Here is a 14,638-nt window from a genome sequence, read left to right as displayed (position 1 = left end):
TTTTCCTCTTTAGAAAGTTCTACCGATAGTGAATGTGAAGAACTCTTCATCATCGCCATCAAATTTCTTAATTGGTTTCGCTAGTGAGAAGACTAGTGGCCCCATTGGAGACATCCACTGCAACGCCGCACCGTAAGAAGAGCGGTAGTTGGTTGGATCTGAGTAATCGTAGTAGTAACGGTCACCATATTCCGCACCTGAATCGCGGTAGTCAAACTCCGTATCCCAAACACTTGCCATATCAAAGAAGATACTGGTACGAATTTGGTTTTGTACTTCTTCTGATGCAAATGGTGTTGGGACAATCAACTCAACACTTGCTAGCGCTACGGCGTTACCACCAACAGAGTCATCTGTTGCTGTATCTGCGCCATTGTTTGAACCAGATGTATCACGGTAAACCGCTTTAGGACCAACAGAGTTTGAGCCAAAGCCACGAAGCGATGTAAAGCCACCTGCGTAGTAGTTTTCGTAGAATGGGAACAAGTTATCGTTACCATCCGTTTGACCGTAACCATTACCGTAACCTAAGCGGCCACGGAACAAGAGGGTAAACTCGTGCTTTTTAGTCAATGGCACATACTGGCGAACATCGTACTGCATTTTGAAGTATTGAACGTCAGAGCCAGGTACGGTCATTTTATAGAATGCACGTTGATGGTTACCTGCTGTTGGGAAATAGCCACGGTTTAAGTTATTACGTGTCCAAGAGATATTGAAGTCGAAGTCGTTTGTGTTCAACGCTCCACTAGAATCAATGTTGTCTGCTTGTGCTCGTAAGAACTGCTCTACCTGCAAGTAAGGCGATAAGTTACCGATCTTGTTGTGCGTATAACCGACACCGAATTCAAAACGGTTCAACTCATCGAATGGGAAGCCCCACGTTAAGCTCGCGCCATAGCTTTCGTTGGTATAGTCAACGATATTGGCTTCTTTAGCTTCAAATTCGTTATAGAAAACCTTACCACCTAAGCTTACACCGTCTAAGTTCCAGTACGGATCACGGTAATCTAGACTGATGTTTTTCTGGTAGTCATTCATCATCGCGTTGATACCAACACGGTTACCGCTACCAATAAAGTTATCTTGTTGCAGGCCAACCTGGAAGCTCACACCCGATTCTGTACCGTAGCCAACACCGAAGTTAACGCTACCAGAGTTCGCTTCTTTGACAGAGTAAACTAGGTCAACTTGATCATCACTACCAGGAACTCGAACCGTCTGTACTTCAACATTTTCAAAGTAGCCCAACCGATTTAGACGAGTTTTACCCGTTTCAATCGATTTCGAGTTCAACCAACTGCCTTCCATCTGACGCATTTCACGACGAAGGACTTCATCTTTGGTTGAGTTATTACCCGTGAAGCGAATGTCACGAACATAAATTCGGTTACCCGGATCTACGTTAACGACCAAAGAAACTTCTTGATTCTCGTCGTCAAACTCAGGAATGGTATTCACTTGAGGATAAGCATAACCGGACTCACCAAGCACACGCTTAATCCCTTCTTCCATTGAAGTAACCAACGAGCCGTTGTATGTCTCATTGTCTTCAAATGGCACAAGTCTTTCGAACGTCGCTTCCTCACCAATCAAATCACCACGGAACTTCACGTCCTTAACGGTGTAAACCTCGCCCTCTTCTAGACCAAGAGTAATGTATACCCCTTTCTTGTCAGGAGAGATTGCAACTTGTGTCGAATCAACGTTAAATTTTAAGTAACCACGATCCAGGTAGAATGATTTGAGTGCTTCAATATCACCTGCAAGGACTTGCTTTTGATACTTTTCATCAGAAAGGAAATTCCACCACGGCACATCAACATTTAAGTTAAAGCGCGAAAGCAGCTCTTCATCACTGAACACTTCATTACCGATAAAGTTGATTTGCTGAATTTTTGCCGACACACCTTCAGTAAAGACAAACTTAAGGTCAGAACGATTACGTGGTAGTGGAGTAACCACCGCTTTTACTGTTGCGTTGTATTTACCTACGCTGTAGTAAAAGTCTTCTAAGCCTTTTTCAATGTTGCTTAGCGTGGTGCGGTCAAGCGCTTCACCTTCACGAACACCAGACGCGTTCAGGTTTTCTTGTAGCTGCTCGTCCTTGATTGCTTTGTTACCTGAAAAAGAGATGCTTGCAATGGTAGGACGTTCTTTGACTTGAACCATCAGAACACCACCGTCACGCAACACTTTCACATCTTCAAAGTTACCAGATGCATACAGGGCGCGGATAATTTCTGCAACATCGCCTTGGCCAATGGTATCACCGACACGTACAGGCATTTTCAACAATGCAGCACCCAGTGCTACACGCTGCAATCCATCGATTTCAATATCTTGAACTACGAAGTTCTCTGCTCCATTTGCAGATACACTGGTCGCCAGTAAACTTGCAAATAGAATTCGCTTAATCGCCATACTTGTTCTAATTATTCCTTGCTACTGCTTTTGTCTCTGAACTATCACAGACGAGTAAAATCATTAAATAGCGCTAACGCCATGAGCGAGAAGATGATCGCACCACCAATTCTAAAGCCCATTTCCTGCACTTTCTCAGGAACAGGACGTCGAATGACTGCTTCAATTGCAAAAAACAACAAATGACCGCCATCCAACATTGGTAAAGGAACGAGATTAATAATACCTAGGTTAACACTAATTAGAGCGAGAAAACCTAAAAAGTAGACCAAACCATAATCTGCTGTCGCGCCTGCGCCTTTGGCTATTGATATTGGTCCACTCAGATTATTCAGACCAACGTCTCCAACAATCAGCTTCTTAAGCATGCTGATTGTCAAACCAATGACTTGGCCAGTTTTGTCTACTGCTTTACCTATTGACTCGAATACACCAAACTGAAGATCGAAGCGATAACTTTCTGGCCATTCTGCGACTTTAGGTGCAATACCTGCAAAACCAACGACTTCTTTGTTAGCTAGCTCACGGCTACCGGGCGTCAGCGTCAATGTTTGCTCATAACCCTGACGTAACACCGTCAATTCAAGCGGTGTATCAGGATTAGAACGAACCGCTTCAACCACTTGCTTCCATTCGGTTACGCGTTGTTGACCAATTGCGACAACCTCATCACCTGGAAGCACACCGGCTTTTTCCGCCGCTCCACCTTGCGAGACCTGCTCGATAACTCGATACACCTCCGGTGTATACGGAGCAAAACCTAACGACTGCATCGCTGACTGAGTTTCTGGGTCGAACTTCCACTCACGTAAATCGAGCGTTTTCGTTACTTCTGAACCAACTTCATTCGCTGACGTTAGTGTTACCGTCATCAAATCATCGCCAATATGAGAAATCAATCCCATATTTACTGATTCCCAATCCGGAGTTTTGATACCAGATATCGATTTAAGTTCCATTCCAGATTCAATTCCAGCTTCCGCAACAATCGAATTGGGCGTAACTTCACCAATTACAGGCTTAACAGCTGGGATACCAATTAGAAATACCAGCCAATAGGCAAAAATTGCGAAAAGAAAATTAAAGATGGGGCCAGCCGCAACAATAGAGGTTCGCTTCCATAACGGCTTCTTATCAAACGCTAGGTGCTTCTCATGCTCTGGCACCTCATCGACACGGCTATCAACCATTTTCACATAGCCGCCGAGAGGGATCATTGAGATGCTGTACTCCGTTCCGTCTTTGCCTACTTTACTCCAAATAGACTTGCCGAAGCCGATTGAAAACTTTTCAACTTTAACGCCGCAACGGCGAGCAACCCAAAAGTGCCCAAATTCGTGCACGGCAACAAGAATGCCCAGTGCGACGATAAAAGAAATGAGATTCCACAATATACCAGTCATCAGCTACGCTCGCGTATGGTTTCTAGGGCAATAGTTCGTGCCATTCTATCTAGCTCGAGCAAGCTTTCCAAGCTATTCGCATTCTCAGCTTTGCAGCTTGCGTTGATTTTATTCAACACAGACTCATTGATGCGAGCAATATCGGTAAAACCTAGTCTGTTATTTAAAAATGCATCAACAGCGACTTCATTAGCTGCATTCAATGCCGTTGTTGCGTGTTGACCTTCATAACAAGCATCAATTGCGAGTTTTAAACATGGGTAACGAGCAAAGTCAGGCTGCAAAAACGTCAGCTCACCAACTTTCGTGAAGTCTAGCGGCTTAACCCCAGCTTCTACTCTTGACGGGTATGACATGGTGAGCGCAATTGGCGTCGCCATATCCGCTTCTCCCATTTGTGCCAAGACCGAACCATCACGATACTGAACCATAGAATGAATTACCGATTGAGGATGAATAACCACCTTCAGTTGTTCGCGAGCAGCATTAAATAGCCACTTAGCTTCTATATACTCAAGGCCTTTATTCATCATCGTGGCAGAATCAACAGAAATTTTTGGCCCCATCGACCAGTTTGGATGAGCGATCGCCTGAGCGGGTGTCACCTGCTCCAGTTCTGCGATGTCAGTGTAACGGAAAGGACCACCAGATCCAGTCAACAAAATATGAGAAATGCCATGTTCTTGTAAATTGCAACGACCTAGATTGGTTTGTACTTGCTGTGGTAAACATTGGAAAATGGCGTTGTGTTCACTGTCGACGGGAAGTAGCTCTGCGCCAAATTCTTCTACAGCATCAATAAATAGCTGGCCTGACATTACAAGTGCTTCTTTATTTGCCAACAAGACTCGCTTACCTGCTTTCACTGCAGCCATGGTAGGCAATAAGCCAGCGGCTCCTACAATAGCAGCCATTACACTGTCGACCTCGTCCAGCGAAGCTATATGACATAGCGCATCAGTACCACCTAGCACTTCGGTACCTGGCGAAACCGAGTGTAGCTCAGCTTGAAGTTTAGACGCCGCAGCTTTATCTGCCATGACCGCATATTTAGGTTGCCACTGACGACATAGACCGATCATCTTTTCAACGTTAGTGCTTGCCGCTAAGGCAACGACAGAAAACAGATCTGGGTTTTGTTCGACCACTTTAAGCGTGCTTGCACCAATTGATCCAGTAGCACCAAGAATCGTTAACTTTTGCATGTTGTAAGACCGTTAGAAAGCTCAGGAGCGACGACGCCGCTCCTGATAAATTAGAATACGTAGTAAAGAAGAGCAAAAACTGGGAATGCTGCGGTTAGGCTGTCGATACGATCTAGCACACCACCGTGCCCTGGGATAATGTTACTGCTGTCTTTAATGCCTGAGACACGTTTGAACATACTTTCAACCAGATCACCAAGCACTGAAATAACGACAGTAACCAGCGTAATCAGCACCATATGGACAGGGCTAGTGAACTGGATATCGAACCAATCAGCAAATGCCCACGCTACGATTAATGCCGTGATAATGCCACCAATTAGCCCTTCAATGGTTTTATTAGGGCTTACATGAGGAGCCATCTTACGTTTGCCTAAGCTTTTGCCTGCAAAGTAGGCGCCGCTATCTGCAGCCCATACCAAGAAACAAACGTACAACACAAGCTTTGCGCCGTGGTATGGATCTACAGTGATGTCATACGCTCTGAGAATAATCACACTCCAAAGGAATGGGATTAATGTCAGAAAACCAAATACATGACGTAAAACAAAATTACTTTGCCAAGATTTCGTCGTTTTGGGGTAAGTAATCGCCATTAAGCTAGCAATAATCCACCAAACAAAACCAATACCCAAGACGACATAATGAGGTGTCGTTAAGTGATTGAGGCTATATGCATCAGGCGAGATGTATAGAAAACTAAGTCCGGTCATAATGATTGCCGGCACAAGGGCAGCAATGCGAGAGTTGCTTCCTGTAAACTGAGTCCACTCCCAAAAACCTAATAGCGTTATTGCAGTTAAAGCGGCAATAAAGCCCATTAACGGTAATTTAAAAATGCCTAAAATAACCAGGGGAGCTAAAATTAGTGCTGTTATTATTCTCTGTTTCAAACTAACTAGTCCTTATTGAGCTGCCATCAATGCCTTTATTTGTTCACCTGTACAGCCAAAACGACGTTCTCGGTTGATAAACCAAGTTACAGCTTCTACCAAACTGTCTTCATCGAATTCTGGCCAGTACTCTGGTGTAAAGTACATTTCTGCATAAGCCATTTGCCACAACATAAAGTTGCTGATGCGGCACTCTCCACTGGTGCGAATTAAAAGATCCACTTCCGGTAGGTCTGCCATGGTCAAATGCTCAGTGATTAGCTGCTCATTGATATCCTCTACACGAATTTCACCGTTACGTGCTTTTAGCGCTAACGTTTTAGCAGCTTCTGTGATGTCCCATTTACCGCCATAGTTGGCTGCAATGTTGATCACCATACCCGTGTTATCTGCCGTTAGGTTTTCTGCTTCTACAATTTTCTTTTGTAGACGCTCACTAAATCGACTGGTATCACCGATCACGCGCAACCGTAAGTTATTTTTGTGTAGTTTTTTTACTTCACTAGACAGGACCGTGATAAACAGTTCCATCAAAAGACCCACTTCTTCCTCCGGACGACGCCAGTTTTCACTACTAAAAGCAAACAGCGTCATGGCTCTAATGCCTAGTTTTGAAGCAGCAGCCACGGTCTTACGAACGGCACTAACGCCTTTTTTATGACCAAATACGCGAGGTTTTCCTTTGGACTTAGCCCAACGGCCATTACCGTCCATAATGATGGCAATATGCTTAGGAAGGGAATCAGAGAAGGCTTGAGAATTTTGCATAGGGAGTTAATTGAGTTCCATCAGTTGGATAGACTAACATAAAAAAACGCTGAGCTGTGAGCACAGCGTCTTCCAACAGTGATGTGTGTGGGAGTATTAAACTTCCATCAACTCTTTTTCTTTTGCAGCAAGAACTTCATCGATCTTCTTAACTGCAACGTCAGTTAGCTTTTGAATTTCGTCTTGTGCTTTACGGTCTTCATCTTCAGAGATTTCTTTATCTTTTAGAAGCGCTTTAAGATCGTTGTTTGCGTCACGACGGATGTTACGAACAGCAACACGACCACCTTCAGCTTCACCACGGACGATCTTAACTAGGTCTTTACGACGTTCTTCCGTTAGCGGTGGAAGTGGAACGCGGATGATAGTGCCAGCTGACATAGGGTTTAGACCAAGGTCAGACGTCATGATCGCTTTTTCTACTTTCGGCGTCAGCTCTTTATCAAAAACCGTGATTGCAAGTGTACGCGCATCTTCAGCAATAACGTTTGCTACTTGGTTTAGAGGTGTTGCTGCACCGTAGTATTCTACAGAAATACCAGATAGTAGGCTTGGGTGTGCACGACCTGTACGAATTTTAGAAAGGTTGTTCTTAAGCGCTTCAACGCTTTTATCCATGCGCTCTTGCGCGTCTTTTTTGATTTCGTTAATCACAGTTTCACCTTAAAAATGTCATCTTTCCTGAAGAAAGCCTAAAACGGTTGAGCAAAGCAAGCACCACCCTAACGCTTTGGAGTGGCACCTTAAGCCAAGCTTATTCGTTGATGAGCGTGCCTTCTGCTTCGCCCATAACCACGCGACGTAGTGCGCCTGGCTTGTTCATATTAAATACGCGGATTGGCATTTTGTGGTCACGAGCTAGCGTAAACGCAGCCAAGTCCATAACTTTCAGCTCTTTATCCAGAACTTCTGCATAAGATAGCTTATCATACAGCTCTGCGTCTGGGTTTGCTACAGGGTCAGCAGTAAATACACCATCAACTTTCGTCGCTTTTAGTACAACATCCGCTTCAATTTCGATACCACGTAAACAAGCAGCAGAATCCGTTGTAAAGAACGGGTTACCAGTACCAGCAGAGAAGATGACAACTCGGCCTTGGCGAAGCTCACGGATCGCATCAGCCCAATTATAGTCGTCACATACGCCTTTTAGAGGGATTGCAGACATAACGCGCGCATTTACGTATGCACGGTGAAGAGCATCACGCATCGCTAGGCCATTCATTACTGTAGCAAGCATACCCATGTGGTCACCAACTACGCGGTTCATACCAGCTTCAGCTAGGCCTGCACCACGGAACAAGTTACCGCCACCGATAACTACACCAACCTGAACACCCAGTTCAACCAGTTCTTTAACTTCTTGTGCCATACGATCAAGGACCGCAGGATCAATACCAAAACCGTCTTCACCTTGAAGAGCTTCACCACTCAGTTTTAATAGAATACGTTGATACGCTGGTTTAGGGTTCGTAGTCATGGAGTTTACCTTCCAAAGAGAGTTGTTGATTAACAGTCATGAATAGACACAACTTCAGTTATGGCTATTCATCACGGCTAATCGTTCACTGCTCATAAAAAGACCGCAGCCTTGGCTACGGTCTAATCTTTATACAGTCTCTAAGGATTAACCTTTTTGAGCTGCTGCAACTTCTTCAGCGAAGCTCATTTCTTCTTTCTTCTCGATACCTTCACCTACTTCTAGGCGAACGAACGTAGAAACTGAAGCGCCTTTTTCTTTCAGCATTTCGCCTACAGTTTTCTTAGGCTCCATGATGAAAGCTTGACCTGTTAGAGAGATCTCGCCAGTGAATTTCTTCATGCGGCCAACAACCATCTTCTCAGCGATTTCAGCAGGCTTGCCTTCGTTCATTGCGATTTCAACTTGAACCGCTTTCTCTTTTTCTACTACGTCAGCTGGTACGTCTTCTGGGTTAACGAACTCTGGCTTAGAAGCAGCAACGTGCATTGCAACGTGCTTAAGAGTTTCTGCGTCGCCTTCACCAGCAACAACAACACCGATTTTCTCACCGTGACGGTAAGAAGCGATTGCAGTGCCTTGAACGTATTCTACGCGACGGATAGTGATGTTTTCACCGATTTTAGCTACTAGAGCTACACGTGCGTCTTCGAATTGTGCTTGTAGTTCTTCAACAGAAGCTTTTGAAGCTAGAGCTGCAGCTGCAACTTCTTCTGCGAATGCAGTGAAGTTACCGTCTTTAGCAACGAAGTCAGTTTGGCAGTTAACTTCAAGAAGAACAGCAACGCCGTTTTCTTCTTTGATGATGATTGCGCCTTCAGCTGCAACGTTACCAGCTTTCTTAGCTGCTTTCGCTGCGCCAGATTTACGCATGTTTTCAATTGCTAGTTCGATGTCAGCGTTTGCTTCTACAAGCGCTTTCTTACATTCCATCATGCCAGCGCCAGTACGCTCGCGAAGTTCTTTAACTAGAGCAGCAGTTACAGTTGCCATTCTGTCTTCCTCGTTTGATTCGAAATAAGGTAAAAAACAGGGGCCTAACATTGTCGGCCCCCATTGCTAACTATAACTTAGTTTATGCTACACAAAGGTTTCACATAGACCAAGTGTGACACAGAGCCGCTATTATTCAGCTTCTACGAAACCGTCTTTTTCAGCAACTGCAGCTACGTCTTTGTTACGACCTTCAGATACTGCTGAAGCAGCAGCGTTCAGGTATAGCTGTACAGCGCGGATCGCGTCGTCGTTACCTGGGATTACGTAGTCAACGCCGTCTGGGTTAGAGTTAGTATCTACCACAGCGTATACTGGAATACCTAGGTTGTTAGCTTCTTTAATTGCAATGTGTTCGTGATCAGCGTCGATTACGAATAGAGCGTCTGGTAGGCCGCCCATGTCTTTGATACCACCAAGAGATTTCTCTAGCTTCTCCATTTCGCGAGTACGCATTAGAGCTTCTTTCTTAGTTAGTTTGTCAAAAGTACCGTCTTGAGATTGAGTCTCTAGTTCTTTTAGACGCTTGATAGACTGACGAACTGTTTTGTAGTTTGTAAGCATACCGCCTAACCAGCGGTTGTTCACGTAAAACTGGTTGCTTGCGATTGCAGCTTCTTTAACAGCTTCAGATGCAGCGCGCTTAGTACCTACGAATAGAACCTTACCTTTCTTCTCGCCAACTTTAGCTAGTTCAGCTAGAGCATCGTTGAACATTGGTACAGTTTTTTCTAGGTTGATGATATGAACTTTGTTACGAGCGCCAAAGATGAATGGCTTCATTTTTGGGTTCCAGTAACGAGTCTGGTGACCGAAGTGAACACCAGCTTTTAGCATATCGCGCATTGATACAGTTGCCATTTTAAAATCCTCTATGGGGTTAGGCCTCCACATTCCCCATAACTCCGACCAAGCTTCTGCTCAGCACCCCGGAATATGTGACGGAATGTGTGTGATTTAAAGATAAAAGGTTATTCGGATGAAGCTTGCTTCGCCGCTTAACTTTGCTAAACGAAGAGAACAGTCCTCTATTCCGGCGCGCTTTATACCATATTTTAGCTCACTGTGGCTAGTAAAAATTATTTCTTCACCGAGCCACTTTCTCCTATTTACAAGCAAAACTTTAAACATATGATCGAATTAAGAATGATGCATATTCCTATCTAACTTGGGTTAACGCCCCGATGTCTGATAGAATGCGGCCATTCGCACGTTTACGTGCTTAGGAATAAGTAGAGAAAGCCAATGTCAATCAAGATTAAAACTGCTGAAGAAATAGAACGCATGCGCATTGCGGGCAAGCTAGCCGCAGAGATTCTAGAAATGATCGAACCACACATCAAAGTTGGTGTGACGACAGAAGAGTTAAACAAAATCTGTCATGAGTACGCTCTAGAAAAAGGTGCATACTCTGCTCCGCTTGATTACCATGGTTTCCCTAAGTCGATCTGTACTTCAATCAACCATATCGTATGCCACGGTATTCCAGCGGAAAAAGACGAAATCGGTAGCAACGGCCAAATGAAGCCGGCGGTACTAAAAGATGGCGACATCTTAAACGTTGATATTACCGTAATCGTTCCAAATGATGAGAATGCCGATCTGAGCGTGCGTCCTCAGGGGTACCATGGTGACACTTCTAAGATGTTCCTAGTCGGTGATGTTTCGCCTGCAAACAAACGTCTATGCATGGTAGCTCAAGAAGCACTGTATGTTGGTATGCGTACCGTTAAGCCAGGTTCAACGGTTGGTGACATCGGTACAGCTATCGAGAAGTACATCAAAGAGAACAACAAGAACAATCCTCGCAACAAGTTTTCTATTGTGAAAGACTTCTGTGGTCACGGTATCGGCGATGAGTTCCATGAAGAACCACAAGTGGTTCATTACAAGAACAAAGACCGCCGCGTATTAAAAGAAGGCATGTGCTTTACTATTGAGCCGATGATTAACGCAGGTAAATTTGGTTGCTCTGTTGATGCACAAGATGACTGGACTGTTTACACGGGCGACGGCAAGAACTCTGCGCAATGGGAACATACCATTGTTGTAACAAAAGAAGGTTGTGAAGTACTGACGCTTCGTAGCGACGATACGATTCCTCGCCTAATGAAAAACGCGTAAAGCTGACGACCACTCGTTGTTTACTATATCCCTGCTTCGGCGGGGATATTTTTTATCTGCCGCAAATTTGTTAGATTGTTATTAGATTAGCTTGCACGGATGGCAAATATGACACTTCAGTCCCCTCTTACCTTTTCCGATGAACAAATCAATATCGGTGAACTCAAACAAGAATTAGAGAAGTTTAGCTCTAATCAAAACCAAGAGTTTCTCAATCATCATCCGGTAACAAGCTTGGTTTTAGCCAGAGCTGAATATATGGATCTGCTTCTCAATCGTTTGTGGCAACATTTTGGCTTCAAGGATATTTACAACATTTCTCTGGTTGCCGTTGGTGGCTACGGACGCGGCGAGCTGCATCCGCTCTCCGATATCGATATTTTGATTCTGTCGAACAATAAACTGCCAACCGCGTTAGAAGCAAAAATCAGCGAATTCATTACGCTGTTGTGGGATTTAAAACTCGAGGTCGGACACGCTGTTCGCACCGTTACTGAATGTGCTGAAATTGGTAAAGCCGATCTAACGGTCGCGACAAACCTGCAAGAAGCGCGACTGCTGTGTGGAAGCGAGGACACCTTTCAGGCACTGAAGAAAGTCGTGTTATCAGACTCCTTCTGGCCAAGTGAGACGTTTTACCGCGCTAAAATTCAAGAGCAGCGCGAACGCCATGCACGTTACCACGACACGACCTACAACTTAGAACCGGACATTAAATCAACCCCTGGCGGGCTGCGCGATATTCATACATTAAGCTGGGTCGCTCGACGTCACTTTGGTGCTACTTCATTGTTGGAAATGAGCCGATACGGATTTTTAACTGACGCAGAATACCGAGAATTGGTTGAATGTCAGGACTTCCTTTGGCGAGTACGTTTCGCTCTGCACATGGAGCTTCGCCGCTATGACAACCGCTTGACCTTTGCCCATCAAGCACAAGTTGCGGAAAATCTAGGCTACGTCGGAGAAGGCAATCGAGGCGTAGAAATGATGATGAAAGAGTTCTACCGCACGCTTCGTCGTGTGGCAGAGCTCAATAAAATGCTACTCAAACTCTTTGACCAAGCGATCATTAATGGTGGGGCGACAGAAAGTGCCGAGATTCTCGATACGGACTTTCAACGTCGCGGTTCTTTAATTGAAGCGCGGAAACCCGCATTGTTCCAAGCTCGCCCAGAAACTATTCTGGATATGTTCTTACATATTGCTAACGACTCAACTATTGAAGGGGTGAGCCCACCAACGCTGCGTCAACTGCGCACCGCTCGCCGTCGGCTCAACAAGTTTTTGCACACCATTCCTGCTGCGCGTGAAAAGTTCATGGCGTTATGTCGTCACCCTAATGCTCTGCACAAAGCATTCAGTCTCATGCACCGATTAGGGGTTATGGCGGCCTATTTACCGCAATGGAGTCAGATTGTTGGTCAAATGCAGTTTGACTTATTCCATGCCTACACAGTTGATGAACACAGTATTCGCTTACTTAAACACATCAACACTTTTAGTGACCCAGAAAATCATGCGAAGCACCCAATTTGCTGTGACGTCTACCCTCGAATGCAAAAGAAAGAGCTGCTGATTATTGCCGCTATTTTCCACGATATCGGGAAAGGTCGTGGCGGCGATCACTCAATTATCGGTGAAGGAGAAGCATACGACTTCTGCATTGAGCATGGCTTATCGAAGCCCGAAGCCAAACTTGTCGCTTGGTTGGTAAGACATCATCTATTAATGTCTGTCACCGCACAGCGCCGAGACATTTATGATCCTGATGTCATTACCGAATTTGCCAAAAAAGTCAGAGACGAAGAATCTCTCGATTATCTTGTATGCCTGACAGTTGCAGATATTTGTGCAACCAACCCAGAACTTTGGAATGCTTGGAAACGAACTTTACTTGCGGAGCTGTATTACTCCACACAACGTGCTTTACGTAGAGGCCTAGAGAACCCTGTCGATGTGCGTGAGCGAATTCGCCACAATCAACAAATGGCCTCCGCAATGCTGCGCAAAGAGGGGTTTGCCGCGCGCGAAATTGAAGTATTGTGGCAACGCTTTAAAGCTGACTACTTCCTTCGTCATACTCATACGCAAATCGCGTGGCACTGTGAACACTTACTTCGCATGGAAGATCCGACTAAGCCTTTGGTATTGATCAGTAAAAAAGCCACTCGTGGCGGCACTGAGGTGTTTGTATATACGAAAGACCAGCCTGCTTTATTTGCGACGGTCGTGGCGGAGTTAGATAGGCGTAATTTTAATGTACACGACGCGCAAATCATGACCAGCAAAGATGGGCACGTGATTGATACCTTTATGGTACTCGATCAACATGGCGAAGCGATCGATGAGTCTCGTCACGCGGCGGTGATTAAACACCTCACCCATGTACTGGAGGCGGGCCGACCAACCAAGATTAAAACGCGCCGTACTCCGAACAAACTTCAGCACTTTAATGTGAAAACCAAAGTCGACTTCTTACCAACCAAAGGTAAAAAACACACTTTAATGGAGTTTGTCGCGCTAGACACACCAGGGCTGTTGGCCAAAGTAGGCCGTACGTTTGCTGATTTAAATATCAACCTTCACGGTGCCAAAATCACCACAATTGGTGAGCGAGCAGAAGACTTGTTTATTTTAACCAGTGATGCAGGAGGAAGATTAAGTGAAGAACAGCAAGATGAGCTAAGAGAGAGATTGATCGAAAAGTTATCTGATGAGGTCGCAGCTTAGATAAAACCTGCCAATCTTTTCGGTTCAGGGCGAGAGCGATCTTGCCCACAAGTTAAGCATTTTGGCTAAATATCAGCTATCTAGCTCATACATAGGCTGCTACAGTTATATCAATATCAATTCGATGTAATAGAGGTAGCCTATGTATCCCCACCTCACTGGTTTGGGTATTCACGACCCTAAGCAGATTGAACGTTATTCCCTACGCCAAGAAGCACACAAAGACGTACTCAAGATCTATTTCCACAAGCAAAAAGGCGAACTATTCGCTAAAAGCGTTAAATTCAAATACCCACGCCAAATCAAAAATGTTCTTGTTGATAGTGGCAGTCACAAATATAAAGAAGTAACGGAAATCAACCGTAACCTCACATTAGTCATTGATGAACTGAATAAAATTACTAAGCCAACGAAACAACCTGAGGTTGATGTAAAAGAGAAAATTCTTTCAGACCTTCGTCATTTAGAAAAAGTCGTTTCGAGCAAGATCGCAGAGATCGAAGCGGATCTTGAAAAACTAAAGTAAAACGTTAAGTCTTAAATGACCCGTCCTGATATGGGTTGACACTTTTTAACTAAAACGCTCGATGTACTTCATCGGGCGTTTTGTATTTT

The 14,638-nt window shown here is 44.7% G+C and carries 12 protein-coding genes; 3 read left to right on the top strand and 9 right to left on the bottom strand.

Annotated features, from left to right (window positions below; genetic code table 11):
* Positions 1-9: 9 nt before the first annotated feature.
* The 9 genes from bamA to rpsB all read right to left on the bottom strand — a co-directional run bounded on the left by bamA (position 10) and on the right by rpsB (position 10,027).
* Positions 10-2,424: an outer membrane protein assembly factor BamA gene (gene bamA / locus R7Q39_RS26910; RefSeq protein ID WP_005391802.1), complete on the bottom strand. Its 2,415-nt coding sequence runs from the start codon at positions 2,422-2,424 to the stop codon at positions 10-12.
* A gap of 44 nt (positions 2,425-2,468) precedes the next feature.
* Positions 2,469-3,827, bottom strand: a complete 1,359-nt coding sequence (rseP, locus tag R7Q39_RS26905; protein ID WP_005380334.1) for a sigma E protease regulator RseP — start codon at positions 3,825-3,827, stop codon at positions 2,469-2,471.
* Entirely contained in the window at positions 3,827-5,032 is a 1,206-nt protein-coding gene (gene ispC, locus R7Q39_RS26900; protein WP_054577587.1) for a 1-deoxy-D-xylulose-5-phosphate reductoisomerase, read from the bottom strand. The genes rseP and ispC overlap by 1 nt, the downstream gene beginning before the upstream one ends.
* 50 nt (positions 5,033-5,082) lie before the next feature.
* Complete coding sequence (locus tag R7Q39_RS26895) at positions 5,083-5,925, bottom strand: phosphatidate cytidylyltransferase (protein ID WP_170894015.1); 843 nt, start codon at positions 5,923-5,925, stop codon at positions 5,083-5,085.
* A 12-nt stretch (positions 5,926-5,937) separates the two neighbouring features.
* On the bottom strand, positions 5,938-6,693 hold the full coding sequence (locus R7Q39_RS26890) for an isoprenyl transferase (RefSeq protein WP_005380331.1): 756 nt from the start codon (positions 6,691-6,693) through the stop codon (positions 5,938-5,940).
* 96 nt (positions 6,694-6,789) lie between these two features.
* The gene (gene frr, locus R7Q39_RS26885) at positions 6,790-7,347 is read right to left on the bottom strand and encodes a ribosome recycling factor (RefSeq protein WP_005380330.1); all 558 of its coding nucleotides are present in this window, start codon (positions 7,345-7,347) and stop codon (positions 6,790-6,792) included.
* A gap of 100 nt (positions 7,348-7,447) precedes the next feature.
* On the bottom strand, positions 7,448-8,173 hold the full coding sequence (pyrH, locus tag R7Q39_RS26880; RefSeq protein ID WP_005380329.1) for a UMP kinase: 726 nt from the start codon (positions 8,171-8,173) through the stop codon (positions 7,448-7,450).
* Positions 8,174-8,320: 147 nt separating this feature from the next.
* Positions 8,321-9,166 (bottom strand): translation elongation factor Ts, encoded by an 846-nt coding sequence (gene tsf / locus R7Q39_RS26875; RefSeq protein WP_005380328.1) that lies wholly within the window; start codon positions 9,164-9,166, stop codon positions 8,321-8,323.
* A 132-nt stretch (positions 9,167-9,298) separates the two neighbouring features.
* Positions 9,299-10,027 (bottom strand): 30S ribosomal protein S2, encoded by a 729-nt coding sequence (rpsB, locus tag R7Q39_RS26870; RefSeq protein WP_005380327.1) that lies wholly within the window; start codon positions 10,025-10,027, stop codon positions 9,299-9,301.
* Positions 10,028-10,411: 384 nt separating this feature from the next.
* On the opposite strand from rpsB, the gene map reads away from it, so the two are divergent.
* The 3 genes from map (at position 10,412) to R7Q39_RS26855 (ending at position 14,549) form a co-directional block, all read left to right on the top strand.
* Positions 10,412-11,290, top strand: coding sequence for a type I methionyl aminopeptidase (gene map / locus R7Q39_RS26865; protein ID WP_005380326.1), 879 nt, complete (start codon positions 10,412-10,414; stop codon positions 11,288-11,290).
* A 108-nt stretch (positions 11,291-11,398) separates the two neighbouring features.
* Positions 11,399-14,023 (top strand): bifunctional uridylyltransferase/uridylyl-removing protein GlnD, encoded by a 2,625-nt coding sequence (glnD, locus tag R7Q39_RS26860; protein ID WP_017636037.1) that lies wholly within the window; start codon positions 11,399-11,401, stop codon positions 14,021-14,023.
* 142 nt (positions 14,024-14,165) lie between these two features.
* The gene (locus R7Q39_RS26855) at positions 14,166-14,549 is read left to right on the top strand and encodes a DUF3461 family protein (protein ID WP_005380322.1); all 384 of its coding nucleotides are present in this window, start codon (positions 14,166-14,168) and stop codon (positions 14,547-14,549) included.
* Positions 14,550-14,638: the final 89 nt, after the last annotated feature.

The organism is Vibrio sp. 947 (genome assembly GCF_033339115.1).
In the GTDB taxonomy this organism is placed as follows: Bacteria; Pseudomonadota; Gammaproteobacteria; order Enterobacterales; family Vibrionaceae; genus Vibrio; species Vibrio alginolyticus.
The sequence above is the reverse complement of the archived record's forward strand: the minus strand, read 5'-3'. Positions and strand labels throughout refer to the sequence as shown.

Coding starts and splice junctions, on each gene's coding strand:
- bamA (WP_005391802.1), bottom strand. CDS start 2,424: ATGGCGATTAAGCGAATTCTATTTGCAAGTTTACTGGCGACCAGTGTA.
- rseP (WP_005380334.1), bottom strand. CDS start 3,827: ATGACTGGTATATTGTGGAATCTCATTTCTTTTATCGTCGCACTGGGC.
- ispC (WP_054577587.1), bottom strand. CDS start 5,032: ATGCAAAAGTTAACGATTCTTGGTGCTACTGGATCAATTGGTGCAAGC.
- R7Q39_RS26890 (WP_005380331.1), bottom strand. CDS start 6,693: ATGCAAAATTCTCAAGCCTTCTCTGATTCCCTTCCTAAGCATATTGCC.
- pyrH (WP_005380329.1), bottom strand. CDS start 8,173: ATGACTACGAACCCTAAACCAGCGTATCAACGTATTCTATTAAAACTG.
- tsf (WP_005380328.1), bottom strand. CDS start 9,166: ATGGCAACTGTAACTGCTGCTCTAGTTAAAGAACTTCGCGAGCGTACT.
- rpsB (WP_005380327.1), bottom strand. CDS start 10,027: ATGGCAACTGTATCAATGCGCGATATGCTAAAAGCTGGTGTTCACTTC.
- map (WP_005380326.1), top strand. CDS start 10,412: ATGTCAATCAAGATTAAAACTGCTGAAGAAATAGAACGCATGCGCATT.
- glnD (WP_017636037.1), top strand. CDS start 11,399: ATGACACTTCAGTCCCCTCTTACCTTTTCCGATGAACAAATCAATATC.
- R7Q39_RS26855 (WP_005380322.1), top strand. CDS start 14,166: ATGTATCCCCACCTCACTGGTTTGGGTATTCACGACCCTAAGCAGATT.